The 16,806-nt window shown below is 53.6% G+C and carries 11 protein-coding genes and 1 tRNA gene; 11 read left to right on the forward strand and 1 reads right to left on the reverse strand.

The window, feature by feature from the left end:
- Window positions 1-22: 22 nt before the first annotated feature.
- Window positions 23-550 carry a hypothetical protein gene (locus Q4E93_RS23140; protein ID WP_303589362.1) on the forward strand — a complete coding sequence of 176 codons (528 nt, stop codon included), beginning with the start codon at window positions 23-25 and terminating at the stop codon, window positions 548-550.
- 45 nt (window positions 551-595) lie between these two features.
- Here the strand turns inward: Q4E93_RS23140 and Q4E93_RS23145 are convergent.
- Window positions 596-669 (reverse strand) — tRNA-Ile (locus Q4E93_RS23145).
- Window positions 670-874: 205 nt separating this feature from the next.
- On the opposite strand from Q4E93_RS23145, the gene Q4E93_RS23150 reads away from it, so the two are divergent.
- From Q4E93_RS23150 to Q4E93_RS23195, 10 genes are all read left to right on the forward strand, one after another.
- On the forward strand, window positions 875-1,465 hold the full coding sequence (locus tag Q4E93_RS23150; protein ID WP_303589364.1) for an RNA polymerase sigma-70 factor: 591 nt from the start codon (window positions 875-877) through the stop codon (window positions 1,463-1,465).
- Window positions 1,466-1,593: 128 nt separating this feature from the next.
- Entirely contained in the window at window positions 1,594-2,745 is a 1,152-nt protein-coding gene (locus tag Q4E93_RS23155; protein ID WP_303589366.1) for a FecR family protein, read from the forward strand.
- Window positions 2,746-2,987: 242 nt separating this feature from the next.
- Window positions 2,988-6,305: a TonB-dependent receptor gene (locus Q4E93_RS23160; RefSeq protein ID WP_303589367.1), complete on the forward strand. Its 3,318-nt coding sequence runs from the start codon at window positions 2,988-2,990 to the stop codon at window positions 6,303-6,305.
- Window positions 6,306-6,323: 18 nt separating this feature from the next.
- A complete protein-coding gene (locus Q4E93_RS23165) occupies window positions 6,324-7,859 on the forward strand; it encodes a RagB/SusD family nutrient uptake outer membrane protein (RefSeq protein ID WP_303589369.1) in 1,536 nt (511 codons plus the stop codon).
- A 42-nt stretch (window positions 7,860-7,901) separates the two neighbouring features.
- Window positions 7,902-8,744, forward strand: coding sequence for a LamG domain-containing protein (locus tag Q4E93_RS23170; RefSeq protein ID WP_303589371.1), 843 nt, complete (start codon window positions 7,902-7,904; stop codon window positions 8,742-8,744).
- Between the two features lie 64 nt (window positions 8,745-8,808).
- Window positions 8,809-10,491, forward strand: coding sequence for a glucoamylase family protein (locus tag Q4E93_RS23175; protein ID WP_303589373.1), 1,683 nt, complete (start codon window positions 8,809-8,811; stop codon window positions 10,489-10,491).
- 29 nt (window positions 10,492-10,520) lie between these two features.
- On the forward strand, window positions 10,521-11,759 hold the full coding sequence (locus Q4E93_RS23180) for a multiheme c-type cytochrome (protein ID WP_303589374.1): 1,239 nt from the start codon (window positions 10,521-10,523) through the stop codon (window positions 11,757-11,759).
- Window positions 11,760-11,785: 26 nt separating this feature from the next.
- Window positions 11,786-13,165 (forward strand): glucoamylase family protein, encoded by a 1,380-nt coding sequence (locus Q4E93_RS23185; RefSeq protein ID WP_303589376.1) that lies wholly within the window; start codon window positions 11,786-11,788, stop codon window positions 13,163-13,165.
- A gap of 7 nt (window positions 13,166-13,172) precedes the next feature.
- Window positions 13,173-14,681 (forward strand): glucoamylase family protein, encoded by a 1,509-nt coding sequence (locus Q4E93_RS23190; RefSeq protein WP_303589378.1) that lies wholly within the window; start codon window positions 13,173-13,175, stop codon window positions 14,679-14,681.
- A 2-nt stretch (window positions 14,682-14,683) separates the two neighbouring features.
- A complete protein-coding gene (locus tag Q4E93_RS23195) occupies window positions 14,684-16,792 on the forward strand; it encodes a family 43 glycosylhydrolase (protein WP_303589380.1) in 2,109 nt (702 codons plus the stop codon).
- The last annotated feature ends 14 nt before the right edge of the window (window positions 16,793-16,806 follow it).

Here is a 16,806-nt window from a genome sequence, read left to right on the forward strand (position 1 = left end):
ATACATGGGGGAAAGTTAACCCATGAACAAGATTGTAATGTTTTCCGCAGCAGCGATGCTTTTTGCCACGGTGCAGGTGAAAGCCCAATCCACCGAGGTTACTCCCCGGAATTCCTGGTTAAAGCTGGGCGCCAACGTAGGCGTACCCGTTGGTAACCTTTCCAACTACAGCAGCTTTGTCGCCGGTCTTGAATTAAAAGGACAGTTCCTGGAAACAAACTATCTGGGGATAGGACTTACCGCCGGTTACAACCATTACTTTGGCAAAAATGGATACAGCGGTTTCGGCACCATACCGCTGGGCGCCTTTATTCGTGTCTATCCGCAAAGCAAAGGGTTTTTCTTCGGAACAGACCTGGGCTACAGCGTGGTGACAGGGTATAACAATGCCAAAGGCGGTTTTTATTTAAAGCCCCAGCTGGGCTATCACAACTATGACTGGAATGTCTTTGGTTACTACGACAACATCTTCCGCAGCGACGACAAGGGCGGAAACCTTGGCAGCGTCGGGATCGGAGCGAGCTACAACATCCGGTTCAGCAACAAGTAACAAAAAACCCCCTGCGAATGAAGTTCGCAGGGGGTTAAATCTCTGTGGATCCTGCTGGGCTCGAACCAGCGACCCTCTGATTATGAGTCAGATGCTCTAACCGGCTGAGCTAAGGATCCTGCCTGTAACCGGCGGCTGCAAAAGTATTAAAATTCGGCAGAACCCCGAAAATAAATCCAATTTCTCCAGCGTTCCATGCCCGGATACTATTCATTCTCATGATGCAGCATACCTTCAAATCAAACTGTCCAAATAGATAGTCTGGAAATTCTTCTTAATATTGCTAAATATTGAGCAGCAGGGATAGGCTTATTTGCATTGCCAATGATCACCGCTATTACAATCAAAGATTTGCAAGTGAGGATCGCCCGATTCGACGATCAGCAGGCTTACAAAGAACTGTTCACCTCCCTGTATTCCTACCTTTTCCAGTTCGCCAAATCCCTCGTCAAAGCAAAAGAGCCCGCCGAAGAGATCATTTCCGACGTTTTCATCAAGGTCTGGGAAAAGCGGAAAGACCTGGAAAAAATTGAGAACCTCAAGCTCTACCTCTACGTCTCCACCCGCAACCTGTCCTATAACTACCTCGATAAGCAAAAACGCAGCGCCACGAACGCACTCGACAATGTACAGGCAGAATTCACCAGCGTCTATTTTGATCCCGAACAGCTGCTGATCACCGCCGATATGCTCTCCCGTATCCAAAAAGCCATCGACCAGCTGCCGCCAAAATGTAAGATGATCTTCCGGCTGGCAAAAGAAGATGGACTAAAATACAGGGAAGTGGCGGAGATCCTCAATATCTCCGTCAAGACCGTTGAAAACCAGTTAGCCATCGCCGTCCAAAAGATCGGCAGCGCCGTCAGCTTCGACATCCAGAAGACCATCTCCTCCTCCGTCCGCCATCCCCGGTAAGTTTTAAAATATCAAACAGCTAATTATCAATACCTTACGTCGGCTCCGTTAGAAATTGTTAAAAAATTTAAAATTTTTTTGGGGGTATTTCTCCATTTCTCTGTCCTACAAGGTACCTACTACGCCTAATGGGACAAGAACATAAACAATATACCTGGAACCTTATAGCTAAAAAGCTGACGGGAGAAGCGACAGCCGAAGAGCTGCTGGAACTGGAGGAATTGCTGCGCAATAACCCAGAGCTGCATTACCCCATGCAGACGATCTCCGATCTGTGGAACCCCGCCAGCCGGCGCGACCAGCAAGTCGCCGAACAGGCCTTTTCCCGGCACCTGGACCGCATGCACGACCTGAACATCGACTACACCCCAGCAACCAACACCGCCAGCCTGGGCCTGGCCATCACCACCGGCGAGCCGGGACAAAGTCCCCGAAAGAATTACAGGATGGCCATGCTCGCTGCCGCCAGCACCCTCGTTGTCCTGGTGATAGGAGGTATCCTGCTGTTCCGGCACAGGAACGCCGCAACGGTGATACCCACCACAGCCATGGCGCCCACCCTCACAGGCAACGAGATCTTTACAGGCAATGGCTCCCGTACTCACGTGACCCTGCCCGATGGCACCATCGTCTGGCTCAATGCCGGCAGCCGCATCACCTATGAAAAGAACTTTGATGCCAAACTCCGGGCCGTCACGCTCACGGGAGAAGCCTTTTTCGACGTGGCGCCCAACGCCGCCAAACCCTTCGTCATCCATACGGCCCATATCGATATCCGCGTCCTGGGCACCAGCTTCAATGTCAAATCCTACCCCAGCGACAAGACCACGGAAGCCACGCTTATCCGGGGAAGCATCGAAGTATCCATCCGCAACCGCGCCAGTGACAGGATCGTCCTCCGGCCAAATGAGAAGCTCATCGTCAACAACGAAGACAGCGCCCTCCTGGCAAAAGAGAGCCAAACACATCGCCATAATAAAGTGGACGAATCCATGGTGGTGATCGGCAAACCCACCTACGAACATAATTCAGGCGCCATCATAGAAACCTCCTGGATCGATAACAAGCTCATTTTCCAGGACGAAGCATTCAGCGAACTGGCCCGGCAAATGGAACGCTGGTATGGTATCACCATCCGCTTCGATGGCTCAGGGAAGGAAGACCTGCGGTTCACGGGCACCTTCGAGAAAGAAACGATCCAGCAGGCATTGGACGCCCTGAAGCTAACGGGAAATTTTAATTACAGCATCGACGGCACACAAGTAACCATTCATGACTGATATGATTAAACCATCATCAAACGCTAAAACGTAAAATGAACAACAACAGCACATAACGCTAAAAAAACAAAAGCGGGAAATGTTGGCGCATTCCCCGCCAGGTTAACATCGGAAACCAGCAATGCAATTGGGACAGCAGCACCGGTTTCGTCATTTTAATAACCCACAAGTTTAAAAATATGAAAAAAATGCTAACGATTGGGGGCGTGAGTCCTCATGCCGTAAAAAAAGCTCTTTTGGTTATGAAACTCGCCTTCCTACTGATTTTCGTGGCAACGCTCCAGGTATCAGCCAATGTCAACGGACAGGGTAGGGTCTCTCTCAAACTGGATCAGGTAGAAATCTCGAAAGCCCTTAACTCCATTGAAAAGCAGGGAACTTACCGCTTTTTGTACAACAGCCGGCTCAATGCGATCAGCCATAAGATAAGCATCGACGTCTCCAACTCGGAGATCAACGATGTCCTGAACAAACTATTTGTCGGTACCGAGCTCAAATACAAGGTGCTGGAGAATAATCTCATTGTCGTCCTGGCGGCCAACCTCGCCAGACAGGATATCAAAGTGACAGGCAAGGTCACCGGCGATGGCGGAGAGCCGCTCGCCAATGTCTCCGTTTCCGTAAAAGGTACCACCCGTGGCACCACCACCGACAACACCGGCACTTTCACCCTCCTCGCGCCCGAAGATGGCATCCTGGTAGTTTCCAATATCGGGTATGTCACCCAGGAATTATCCGTCAGCGGCCAACCTGTCATCAACGTTAAGCTGGCCCGCTCCAACATCCAGCTCGACCAGGTCGTCGTCGTAGGTTACGGCACCCAAAGGAAGCTGGACGTTACGGGCTCCGTCGGACAAGTGAAAGGAGCCGAGATCTCCAAGCAGGCTTCCGTCAACCCCATCAGCGGGCTACAAGGCAAGGTTGCCGGCGTGCAGATCACCAATGCCGGCACTCCCGGTACTTCCCCGGAGATCCGGATCAGGGGTGTTGGAACCTATACCTCCAATCCTGATCCCCTCTACGTCGTGGACGGCGTCTGGGTAACGGATGTCAACTTCCTCAACTCCGCCGACATCGACAACGTCAGCATCCTCAAGGACGCCAGCAGCGAAGCCATCTATGGTGTACGGGGCGCCAATGGCGTCGTGCTGATCACCACGAAGAAAGGAAAAGGAAAAACCACGGTCAGCTACAATGGCACCGTCGGCTGGCAGGTGGCCAATAACATACCCAAGATGGCCAACGCCCATGAGTATGCCATCCTGTTTAACGAGCTCACCCGCGCCTCAGGGGGCACCGCTTTCCTGGATTCCTCCCAGTTCGGGGCAGGCACCAATTGGTTCAACAATTCTCTCCGTAACGCCATCATCACCAACCACCAGGTCTCCGTCAATGGCGGCAGCGAGAAATCTACCTACAATCTCTCCCTGGGATATCTCTCTCAACAAGGTATCCTGAAGACCAATAAATACTCCCGCTACACGGGCAACTTCAGCAATGATGTCCAGATCTCCCGTGCTATAAAGGCCGGCTATACGGTCATCGGCACTTATAGCAAGTCCAATGATGCACCCGGCGGCATCTGGCGCGGTCTCTATACGGCAGCGCCCGTCGTACCCGTGAAATTCGCAGACGGCAGCTATGGCGATCCCGGTTATTATGGGTTGGGACAAAACGTCAGCAACCCCCAGGTGACCCTGGACTATAACAACGCCACCAGGCAGAATTACCACTTGAACACCAATGCCTACCTGGAAATAAAATTCCTGGATCATTTCACCCTGCGGGGCAGCGTAGGCGGCGTCTATGACCAGGACCAGTTCAAGAATTTCACCCCTGTCTACAAAGCCACCGCTACGCAAACCAGCACGCATAATAGCCTTTCGGTCACCGATTTCTCCACCCGTAACTGGATCATCGAAAACACGCTGACGTATTCCAATACCTTCGGCGACCATCGTGTGACAGCCCTGGCAGGTATGACAGCATATAGAAATTATTACAATGAGGTCCATTCCACCGCGCAGGACGGCTCCCTCAGCTCCGACCCTGCCACCTGGTACCTGGGACTGGGCAATGGCGGTGGCACGACATTGGATTTATCCAAAAGTGCAGATGGCTTTCAGTCTTATCCGTTACTTGAAAAAGTATTCTCCTATTTCGGCCGCGTGACGTACGCTTACAAAGACAGGTACACTCTCACTGGAACCCTTCGTTCCGATGCCAGCTCCAAATTCACCAGCGCCTATGGCCGGGCTACCTTGCCCTCCATCGGCGCAGCCTGGATCATTTCCAACGAAGCGTTTATGAAGGATCAGAAGGTCTTTAACTCCCTCAAGCTGAAAGGCAGCTGGGGACGGGTAGGCAACAGCGGCATACCTGCTTATGTGGCCACCCAGACCACCTTTACAGGCAACCCCATCATATGGAATGGTTCAGGCGTCATCGGTGCGGGACAAAGCATTACCACTCCTAACCCTCCCGTCCTGAACTGGGAAAAAGGCGAGGGTACCGATATAGGCATGGAGGCCACTGTACTGGGCAACCGCCTGGACATCGAAGCGGACTTCTATAATAAGAATACGCTCAACTTCATCTTCCCGCTGACGTTCGTGGCCTCGAATGGCTATACCACCGCACAGCTGCCGATCAATGTTGGCAAGCTGCGCAACCGTGGCGTCGAGCTCTCCCTGAACTGGCACGACAAGGTCAACAGCGATTTCAGCTATAGCGTGGGCGGCAATCTCTCTTACAACACGAATAAGTTCGTCCGCAATACCATCGGCAATAACCAGAAGATCTACAGCGGCGGCGCCGGTTCCACGGGCGGCCAGCTGGCCACCGTCACAACACAGGGACAGCCGGTAGGCATTTTCTACGGTTATAAGGTCATTGGTATCTTCCAGTCGATGGATGACGTAAATAACTACAAGGATAAGAATGGCGACCCCTATCAGCCCAACGCACAACCCGGCGACTTTAAATACGCCAAGACCTCCAATGATGGCGTTGGCTTCATCAAGGCCGATGACAGGGTCAACATCGGCAATCCCAATCCCAAATATTTCTATGGGATCAATACCAATTGGGCATACAAAGCTTTCGACCTCTCCCTTGACTTCAATGGCGTCGCAGGGGTAGACCTCTACAATGCCAACAAAGGCCTGCGGTACGGCAACGAGAATTTCACGAAGGATTTCTATGACAAACGCTGGCACGGAGCAGGCACTTCCAACTCCTATCCCTCAGTTAACCTGGGCGGCGGACAGAACTACTACATCAATTCCTGGTATGTGGAGAGCGGCAGCTACTTCCGTCTGCGCAACGTACAGTTGGGCTGGACCTTGCCCAACCAGTATATCTCAAAGCTGGGTATCCAGAAATTGAGGGTATACGTCAATGCACAGAATCCGGTGATCTTCACCAAATACAAAGGATTCAGCCCTGAAGTGGGAGGCAGTGTGGAGAATGGCGGCGGAGCACCTGGGACCATCGGCATCGACAACAATGTCTATCCGATCTCCGCGATCTACAACTTTGGCGTGAACGTTACCTTCTAACAATAAAATCTTTATTATATGTCAACGAAAAATAAAACATACCCGGTAAGTTCCCTCAAAGGACTTACGCTCTATATCGCCGCAGGCTGTCTGCTGCTGGCTTCCTGTTCAAAAAGCTTCACCGATGCGAAAGGGGCATTGGTGGGACAGCCGCCAGCCACCTCTTTCTGGAAAACAGCAGATGATGCTACAAGAGGGGTCAACTCCATGTACGGCAACCTGCGCACCTGGAATAACACGGCCTTTGCAGCCATCGCCATCGAGAACACCGCATCCGACGACGCGGTAAAAGGCAGCACTTCCAATGACGCCACCTTTTTCAACCAGTATGATAATTTCACGGTCGACCCCTCGGAAGGCCAGCTGGACGGATTCTGGACAGGACAATACCAGAACATCAACTTCTGCAACCAGGTGTTGGACAATGTCCCTAAGATCAGCATGGACGGCGCCTTGAAAAATCGCTACCTGGCCGAAGCCAAATTCGTAAGGGCCTACTCTTATTTCAGACTGGTAAGGGCATTCGGCAACATACCCCTGGTATTGCACCTCCCCGATAGCGCCGCATCTCTCAATCCAAAACAAAGCACACCGGAACAGGTTTATGCGGCCATCGAACAGGACCTCACCGATGCCGCCAACGTATTGCCCGTCTCCTACGGGCCCTCGGACATCGGACGCGCCACCAAAGGCGCCGCCCTGGCCCTGCATGCCAAAGTCGCCATGTACCAGACCCAGACAAACCAGGCAAAATGGACGGACGTGCTCAACTTCACCGACCAGGTGATAGCCCTGCACGTGTACGATCTCTTCCCCGATTATTACCAGGAATTCCGCTACGCCAACGAAAATAGCGTCGAATCCATCTTCGAGATCCAGTGTGACTATGTGCCGGGAAATGACGACATCAACAGCAGCCAATACTCGCAGGTACAAGGCAATCGCGATGCGAGTCCCTCCGCCGGATGGGGATTCAACGTTCCCACACAAAGCCTGATCGACGAATTCGAAGCCGGTGACCCCCGGCTGGTAGGCACCGTTATGATGGCCGGAACCACCACGCCCAGTGGTGACAACGTTCCCATGCCCGCAGCAGGCGCTCCGGACAAATACAATATGAAATCCTATGTGCCTTTCGCCATAGCCGGGCTCAGCGGCAACCAGGGCTGCGGCCAGAATGTCCGCGTGATCCGGTATGCCGAAGTGCTCCTGATGAATGCGGAAGCCAATAACGAGACAGGCAACAGTGCAGCCGCCCTCGTTTCCCTGGAAAAAGTGCGTGCCCGCGCCCGTGCCAAGAGCACCAACCCCGCCACGGACCTCCCTGAAGTGACCACCACCGATAAGGCCGCCCTGCGTACGGCGATCTATCATGAAAGAAGGGTAGAGCTGGGCATGGAGAACGACCGCTACTTCGACGTCATCCGCCAGGGACGCGCCGCCGCCGTCTTTGGAACCCTGGGCTGGAAGGCAAATAAGAACGAGGTATGGCCGATCCCACAGGCTGAGATCGACAACAGCGGTGGCGTGCTCGTACAGAACAAAGGCTACTAACACTGCCTAAAAGAACTCTTACCATCATCAAACTGATTAAACATGTACAACAATAATTTAACCATAAAGCCGGCGATGTGTTTGCTTGCCGCCTTCACCCTGGCCATGGTTTCCTGCCAGAAAAAATTCGACCCGAAAAGCTATGCGCCTAAAGAAACTTTCGGGGGTTATGCCACTTCCAACGAGGTCGCAGCCTCGGACCTGGTAGCGCATTTCGCCTTTGAAGGCAACTTGGTAGACAGCGTAAGCAATACCGCCGCTACCAACCACGGCACTTCCAATGGCACAGGTATCAAAGGCCAGGGTTTGCTGGTAGGCCTGAATAACTACACCCTATTTACACCCACGGATGCTATTAAAAACCTTCAAAGTTTTACCATCTCCTTTTGGGTCAATACGCCCATCAATACCACCGGCATCCAGGAACCCGTCTGTTTCGTCAATCCTGCCAAGTTCTGGAGCAATATGGACATTTACTTTGACGGACAGTCGGATGCTACTTCCAAACTTAAGATGCACTTGTTCAACACGGCAGAACAGGACGGCTGGTTCGATCAATGGTCCATCGCCAATCCCTGGGATAAATGGCTCCATATAACTTTCACCTATGACCTCGCCTCCGAAAAAGTAGCCTTCTATGTCAATGGCGCATTGGTAGGATCAGCCACAAAGACAGGCTTCGGTACGCCCAACTTCGCTAACGTCCCGGTCATCGTCTTTGGCACGGTACAGTTCATGACAGACCCTAACCTCACCACTGGCGCCGATCCCCAATCCTGGGCAAGCTTCCTGCTGGGCGTCATGGATGAGCTGAGGATCTATAAAAAAGCCCTCAGCGCAGACGACGTAAAAGCCCTCTACAACCTGGAGAACCTGGGTAAATAAATTGATCTCACGGAGGAGCTGCCCGCCTCACCGAAAGGCAGCTCCTCTTTTTTCCATATTTGTTATGAAGCAACCTGGCTTATTTTTCACTGTCACCATTTTCCTTCTGCTGGCCGCCTGCAAAAAAAGCGGCAACGCGACGACGACGCCCCCACCCACCGAGCCTCCGGCTTCCTTCAGCTTCAATAGCCTGAAAGTCAACGGCGCCTACAAAGGCCTTACCTACTACGGCGTCAATCCCTCTCCCGTCCTCCAGCTCTCCTTCCTGGCGCCCATCGATCACGCCAGTGTGAATACCGCCGTTACCCTAAAGACCAGCGCCGGCGTGGGTGTCACCTACACCACCTCCTACGCCAACAGTGACAGCACCATCATTATCCAGCCCGCCTCGCCGCTGCAGGCGATCACCAAATATGTATTAGGCGTCACCACGGCGCTGCAATCAAAGTCCAAAGGCTCGCTGCAGTCGCCCATCACCGTCAGCCTCACCACCGCCATCGATTCCGCCGATAAATTCCCCCGCATCTCCGACGACGCCCTGCTGGACAAGGTCCAGGCCCAAACCCTTAAATATTTCTATGACTTCGGTCATCCCGTCAGCGGCCTGGCCCGCGAACGCACCAGCTCCGGGGACCTCGTGACCTCCGGCGGCAGCGGCTTCGGCATCATGGCCATGCTGGCAGCCGCCCAACGCAATTTTATCACCCGCACACAAGCCCTGAACCGCATAGACACCATCGTCACCTTCCTCACCGATAAGACCACCCGCTATCACGGCGCCTTCTCCCACTGGATCAACGGCGCCACCGGCGCCACCATCCCCTTCGGCACACAGGACAATGGCGGCGACATCGTGGAAACTGCTTACATGCTGCAAGGCCTGCTCTGCGCCCGGCAATATTTCAACAGCACGACAGACGCGAAAGAGATCAGCCTCCGCGGCAGGATCAACGACATCTGGAATGCCGTCGACTGGACATGGTACAGGAAAGATGGTCGCAATATCCTCTACTGGAACTGGAGCCCGGATTATAACTGGGCCATCAACACGCCGGTGAAAGGCTGGAACGAAGCCCTCATCACCTATGTCCTGGCAGCTTCCTCCGCCAACTACGCCATCCCAAAAACAACATACGACAGTGGCTGGGCAGCCAACGGAGCCATCCGCAACGGGAGCACCTATTATGGCACCGTCCTTCCATTGGGTCCCGGTTTCGGCGGCCCCCTGTTCTTTGCCCACTATTCCTTTTTAGGCATCGACCCTCACGGCCTCTCCGACGCCTACGCCAACTACTGGACACAGGACACCGCCCATGCCCGTATCAACTATAATTATTGTGTGGCCAACCCCCAGGGCTTTTATGGCTACAGCGCCCAATGCTGGGGACTCACTGCCAGCGATGACAACATCAGCGGATACGCCGCCCACTCGCCGACCAATGACCTGGGGATCATCGCACCAACCGCCGCGATTTCCTCCCTGCCCTTTACACCCACCGAGTCCCTCAACGCCTTACGCTTCTTTTATTATACCTTGGGAGACAAAGCCTGGGGACAGTATGGCTTTGTCGATGCCTTTAACCTGGTCAACCCCTGGTTCGACACAGACTGCCTGGCCATCGATCAGGGACCTGAAATGGTGATGATAGAGAACTATAGGTCCGGCCTCCTGTGGCACCTTTTCATGAGCTGCCCCGAAGTGCAGACAGGACTGAAGAAGCTGGGCTTTCAGGGCCCGGGACTCTAAGCCGATTGTAAGAACTTTGAATCGTCATTATGTTGAAAAGAGTATGCCGTCATAGATCTTTATGGGTTATCTCAGCCATCATCATAGGGGCGCTCGTATGCATTGAATGCACCAACTTGCAGACAGGCCGCGCTGCCATGCCCCGTTCCCAGGCACAATACAGCGAATATGCCGGGTCGCAGGCCTGTGCCGCCTGTCACAAAAACATCTATGACACGCATATCCGCACCGCCCATTTTCATACTTCCGAACAGGCCAATGAGCGCAACGTGAAAGGCAGCTTCGAAAAAGGGAAAAATACTTTTCAATTCAGCGACCATGAATATGTAGCCATGGAACGGCGTAATGGACGCCTTTACCAGGTGGACTATGTCAATGGAAAAGAAGATGGGGCGCAGCCCATGGATATTACCACCGGCTCGGGCAAGAGAGGACAGACCTATCTGTACTGGGAAGAGAACAAACTGTTTCAGCTGCCCATCTCTTATTTCACGTCATTGGATCAATGGACGAATAGCCCTGGCTACGCCAACAAGGTCGTGTTCAACCGGCCCATCACCACCCGTTGCCTGGAATGCCATAGCACCTGGTTTCAGAAGGCCCCGGATGATCAGGCCGGGAACGACGAATTCTCCAAGACCAACATCATCTATGGAGTGGATTGTGAGAAATGCCACGGGCCCGGTGTCCGCCACATAGCGTTCCATAAGGATAACCCCGCCGAAAAACAGGCCCGCTTTATCATCAACACCAATAAATTGACGAGACAGCAAAACCTGGACCTGTGCAGACTATGCCACGGGGGAAAGCTGGTAAAGATCCGGCCCTCCTTCACCTTCAGGGCAGGGGACTCCTTATCCGGGTTCTTCGTCATTCCCCCCGACTACCCGGACCCGAATGGCATAGACGTACATGGTAACCAATACGGATTGCTCGCTTCCAGCAAATGTTTTCGGGGCAGCCAAATGACCTGTGTCACCTGCCATAACCCCCACAGGAACGAAGAAGGGATGCTGGCAGAATTTTCCGCAAAATGCATGAATTGTCACAACACCGAACATCAAAGCTTCTGCAAACTAAAACACCAGGAAAAATATAATATCACGGCCGACTGTATCGACTGCCATATGCCCGAATTGAATTCAAAGGCAATTACAGTCCTGCTGCAGGGCGCGAGTATGCCGGCGCCGGCCTCCATGCGCACGCATTATATCACCGTCTATCCTGAAGAAACAAAAAAATATCTGGCACAACACAAACACCAATAACGCACCGACGCTATATGATACCAGGCATGAAAAAAAAACATCCGCTGCTCCTCCTGACGCTGACCCTTGGTTTAATGGCGATGCCCTGCTCGCCTTCACGCGCCCAGCAGTCCGCCGCGCCCCGGTCCCAGGCTCACAGCTCACAGCTCACGGCTCACAGCTCTTTGCCCGTCCTCTCCGACTCCGCCTTGCTGGAGCTGACAGAGAAACAAACCTTCAAATACTTCTGGGATTTTGCCCATCCCATCAGCGGCCTGGCCCGTGAGCGGAGCAATTCTACTTTCGACTATGGCCCCGAAGTGGTCACCACAGGGGGCTCCGGCTTCGGCATCATGGCCATCATCGTAGGGGCAGAGCGGAAGTTCATCACCCGCGACCAGGCCGTCGATCGCCTGTCGAAGATCCTGCGCTTTCTCGTGAAAGCGGACAGCTACCATGGCATCTTCCCTCATTGGCTCAACGGCGAAACCGGTAAGACCATCCCCTTCAGTCGCAAGGACGATGGCGCAGATCTGGTGGAGACCTCCTATCTGCTGGAAGGCCTGCTTTGCGCAAGACAATATTTCAATGGTTCCAACAGCAAAGAGACCGAACTGCGCAACAAGATCAACTGGCTCTGGAACGAAGCCGAATTCAGCTGGCATACGCGCGGCGGTATGGATTTGCTCTACTGGCACTGGAGTCCCAACAACGGATGGAGCATGAACTTCGAGCTGCGCGGCTGGAACGAGACCCTCATCACCTACATCCTGGCAGCATCTTCCCCCCGGTACGCCATCGACCCGAAAGTATACCATCACTGCTGGGCGGAAAGCAACCACTTCTATAATGGACGCTCGTATTACGGCATCACCCTTCCCTTAGGCTTCCCTTATGGCGGCCCCTTATTCTTCGCGCACTATTCTTTCCTGGGCCTCGATCCAAGGGGACTGAAAGATCAATATGCCGACTACTGGGAGCAAAATAAGAATCACACGTTGATCAACCGGGAACACTGTGTTCGTAATCCCAATCATTTTAAAGGCTATGGCCCCGACTGCTGGGGACTGACGGCCAGTGACAACTACGAGGGGTATGATGCCCATTCACCCGATAACGACCTGGCCGTGATCACCCCTTCCGCAGCGCTGTCCTCCTTCCCCTATACACCGGAATATTCCATGCAGGCACTAAAATATTTCTACAACAAGGTAGGGGACAAAGTCTGGGGCCAGTACGGGTTCACCGACGCCTTCAGCGAAGAAAAAAACTGGTATGCCACAGAATACCTCGCCATCGACCAGGGCCCGGAGATCGTCATGATCGAGAACTACCGTTCCGGTCTCCTGTGGCGCCTCTTTATGAGCTGCCCCGAGATCCAGACAGGCCTTCGCAGATTGGGATTTCAAAGCCCCTGGTTAAAATAATTATACCATGCGTCACTCAATATCTTTCATTCTCCTGCTATCAGCAAGCTTCCCGCTCACCGCTCAAAGCTTCCCGCTCACGGCTCAAAGCTCGCAGCTCGCAGCTCACAGCTCGCAGCTGGTATCTCACAGCTCGTCGCTAGCAGCTCACCGCTCGCAGCCCACGACTCGCCGCGGCCCCAACGGCATCCCCCCCGTCGGCGTTATAAAAGGGCTCTCCGACTCCGCCCTGCTGGACGTGATCCAACGCCAGACCTTCCGCTATTTCTGGCACTACGCCCATCCTGTCAGCGGCCTGGCAAGAGAAAGAGACAACACCGTAAAAGCAGAATACTACTGGGACTATATCAACGAAGCCTATGACGAGCCGAACTTCAGCCGACATACTTTCGGAGAGGAAGCCTGCGCCATCGGTGGCACCGGCTTCGGCATTCTTTCCACTATCGTAGCCGTACAAAGAAAATGGATAGGACGGGACACGGCTCTCCGCCGCCTGGTAAAGATCGCCGACTTTCTCATCAAAGCCGACTGCTACCACGGCATCTATCCCCATTTCATGAATGGCGCCACCGGCAGGACCATTCCCTTTGGACGGCTGGATGACGGCGCAGACATCGTAGAGACCTCCTACCTCCTCATGGGCTTCCTCTGCGCAAAAGAATATTTCAACGGCAATACGCCCCTGGAAAAATATTTCCGCAACAGGGTGACACAGATGTGGACCGCCGCCAACTGGAACTGGCATAGCAAGGGCGAGGATAAATTACTCTACTGGCACTGGAGCCCCGCTAACGGCTTCGACATGAATTTCCCCGTATATGGATGGGACGAAGCCCTGATCACTTACATCGTTTCGGCTTCCTCGCCAACACATCCCATTTCCAAAGAGCTATATGAGCATTGCTGGGTAGAGAGTCAGTCCTGGGCCAATGGGAAATCTTATTACGGTATCAAGCTCCCCCTGGGTAATTTCGAAGGCGGCGGCCCCCTGTTCTTCGAACAGTATACTTTCATGGGCATCGATCCCAATGGCCTGCGGGACGATAAAGGCATCGACTATGCGGAACAGACCAGGAATCACACCCTGATCAATCGCGCCTATTGCATCGATAATCCGAAAAAATACAAAGGCTATGGGGCCAATTGCTGGGGACTGACTGCAGGCGATAGCTATAAAGGCTACGTTGCCCATTGCCCGCAAGAGGATATGGGAGTCATACAGCCGACGGCAGCCCTTTCCTCCTTTCCTTTTACGCCCGAATACAGTATGCAGGCCCTGAAGCATTTTTATGAGGACCTCGGCGACAGGATCTGGGGGCCTTATGGTTTTGCCGATGGTTTCAGCCAGTCGAAGGATTGGTATGCAAAGACCCATCTCGCCATAGACCAGGGACCCATCGTCGTGATGATCGAGAACTATCGCAGCGGCCTGATCTGGCGCCTGTTCATGCATATTCCGGACATACAGAACGGGTTGAAGAAATTAGGCTTCCAAAGCCCTTACATAAAACAATAGCCATGCAAGACATCTCCCGCCAGCAATTCCTGCAAACCACCGCCATGGCCGGCGCCGCATGGATGCTGTCCTCTTTGGAAGGCCTGGCTGCGCAGACGCCGGACCGTCGTCTCAAAATTGAGACCATAGGTTGCGATAGTGTGAGCCACCGCTACATACCGCACCTGAAGGCCCCTCCGCTCCCGGAGATAGTAAGTCTCTGTGATATAAAATATGACAGGGGAGGCAAAAAGTTCTCCTTACCGTCGACATTCAAATGGCCCATGCTCATCCTCGCCTGGTTATTCATTGGGCTCCTCCAGGGACCCCAAGCTTGGTCCCAACAACACCACGGCTCACTCCGCCAATCCCCATCCTCACCCCGCCAATCCCCATCCTCACCCCGCCAATACACATCTCCACTCAGCCAATACATATCTCCACCCCGCCAATATACATCCTCGCCCCAGCAGTCCACTTACTGCAACCCCATCAACATCGACTACGGCTTTACGCCCATTCCCAACTTCAGCGAATGGGGGCGCCATCGTGCGACAGCCGACCCCGTCATCGTCAATTATAAAGGCGACTACTATCTCTTCAGTACCAACCAATGGGGCTACTGGTGGAGCAGCGATCTGGCGGACTGGAAATTCATCCCCCGCAAATTCCTCCGCCCCTGGAATCAAGGCTACGACGAATTATGCGCTCCTGCCATAGGCGTCATCGGAGATACCATGATCGTTTTCGGATCCACCTATACACGGAACTTCACCATCTGGATGTCCACCGACCCCAAAGCCGACCAGTGGAAGCCATTGGTAGACTCCTTCGACATCGGCGGCTGGGATCCCGCCTTCTTCACGGATGACGACGGCAAACTGTACATGTACAACGGCAGCAGCAATGCGTATCCCCTTTATGGCATCGAGCTCGACCGCAAGACCTTCCAGCCCATCGGCACCCGAAAGGAGACGACCCTGCTGCATCCCGACCGCTTCGGATGGCAGCGCTTCGGCGAATATTATGACAATACCTTTCTCGACCCCTTCATCGAAGGCTCCTGGATGACTAAGCATGGGGGAAAATATTATCTGCAATATGGAGCGCCCGGCACCGAATTCTCTGGCTATGCGGATGGCGTAGTGGTGGGCGATAGCCCTCTGGGGCCCTTCGATCAGCCCCAGTCCGACCCCTTCTCGTTCCATCCCGGCGGTTTCGCACGCGGGGCGGGACACGGCAGCACCTTCATGGATAATGATCACCGGTACTGGCATATCTCCACCATCACCATCGCGGTGAAGAACAGCTTCGAAAGAAGACTGGGACTCTGGCCTGCGGGCTTCGATAAGGACGGCGTGATGTATATGGATGCCGCTTTCGGCGACTATCCCCATTATCTCCCCTCCGGCGCGTTCACTGGCTGGATGCTGCTGAATTATAAGAAACCCGTGCTGGTATCCTCTACCCTCGCCGCCGGACATCCCGCCAACGATGCCGTCGACGAAGACATAAAGACCTACTGGAGCGCAGCGACGGGGAATAAGGGAGAGTGGATCCAGACAGACCTGGGAGGTCCCTCTACTGTCCATGCCGTACAGATCAACTACGCCGATCAGGACGCGGAGTTCCTGGGCAAACAAACGAATATCTATCATCAATACAGGCTGTATCACAGCGCCGATGGAAACAAATGGACCCTGCTCATAGACAAAGGCGGGAACCATAGCGATATTCCCCATGAGTATGTAGCGCTGCAGACGCCCGTGACCACCCGCTACATCCGGCTGGAGAACATCCATATGCCAACCGGCAAATTTGCCATCAGCGGCCTTCGCGTCTTCGGCAAAGGCGCCGGCGCTCCCCCTGATACGGTGAAACAGCTCATCGTCCTGCGCACGGAGAAGGACAAGCGCAGCGCATGGATAAAATGGTCGCCCGTGGACAATGCATATGCATACAATATCTACACGGGCACTGCGCCCGACAAACTATACAATTGTATCATGGTGCAGGACGCCAATGAATACTATGATAAGTTGATGGATAAGGATAAGGCGTATTATTTTTCCATCGAGGCGGTGAACGAGAATGGCGTATCCGCCCGAACCCACGTGATCAAAGCCGACTAAAAGAAATATTAATG

The organism is Flavitalea plasmicola, from assembly GCF_030546645.1.
In the GTDB taxonomy this organism is placed as follows: domain Bacteria; phylum Bacteroidota; class Bacteroidia; order Chitinophagales; family Chitinophagaceae; genus Puia.

Bases quoted from the DNA above. Each gene is read 5' to 3' on its own strand.
- Q4E93_RS23140 (WP_303589362.1), top strand. From the start codon at position 23: ATGAACAAGATTGTAATGTTTTCCGCAGCAGCGATGCTTTTTGCCACG.
- Q4E93_RS23150 (WP_303589364.1), top strand. From the start codon at position 875: ATGATCACCGCTATTACAATCAAAGATTTGCAAGTGAGGATCGCCCGA.
- Q4E93_RS23155 (WP_303589366.1), top strand. From the start codon at position 1,594: ATGGGACAAGAACATAAACAATATACCTGGAACCTTATAGCTAAAAAG.
- Q4E93_RS23160 (WP_303589367.1), top strand. From the start codon at position 2,988: ATGAAACTCGCCTTCCTACTGATTTTCGTGGCAACGCTCCAGGTATCA.
- Q4E93_RS23165 (WP_303589369.1), top strand. From the start codon at position 6,324: ATGTCAACGAAAAATAAAACATACCCGGTAAGTTCCCTCAAAGGACTT.
- Q4E93_RS23170 (WP_303589371.1), top strand. From the start codon at position 7,902: ATGTACAACAATAATTTAACCATAAAGCCGGCGATGTGTTTGCTTGCC.
- Q4E93_RS23175 (WP_303589373.1), top strand. From the start codon at position 8,809: ATGAAGCAACCTGGCTTATTTTTCACTGTCACCATTTTCCTTCTGCTG.
- Q4E93_RS23180 (WP_303589374.1), top strand. From the start codon at position 10,521: ATGTTGAAAAGAGTATGCCGTCATAGATCTTTATGGGTTATCTCAGCC.
- Q4E93_RS23185 (WP_303589376.1), top strand. From the start codon at position 11,786: ATGAAAAAAAAACATCCGCTGCTCCTCCTGACGCTGACCCTTGGTTTA.
- Q4E93_RS23190 (WP_303589378.1), top strand. From the start codon at position 13,173: ATGCGTCACTCAATATCTTTCATTCTCCTGCTATCAGCAAGCTTCCCG.
- Q4E93_RS23195 (WP_303589380.1), top strand. From the start codon at position 14,684: ATGCAAGACATCTCCCGCCAGCAATTCCTGCAAACCACCGCCATGGCC.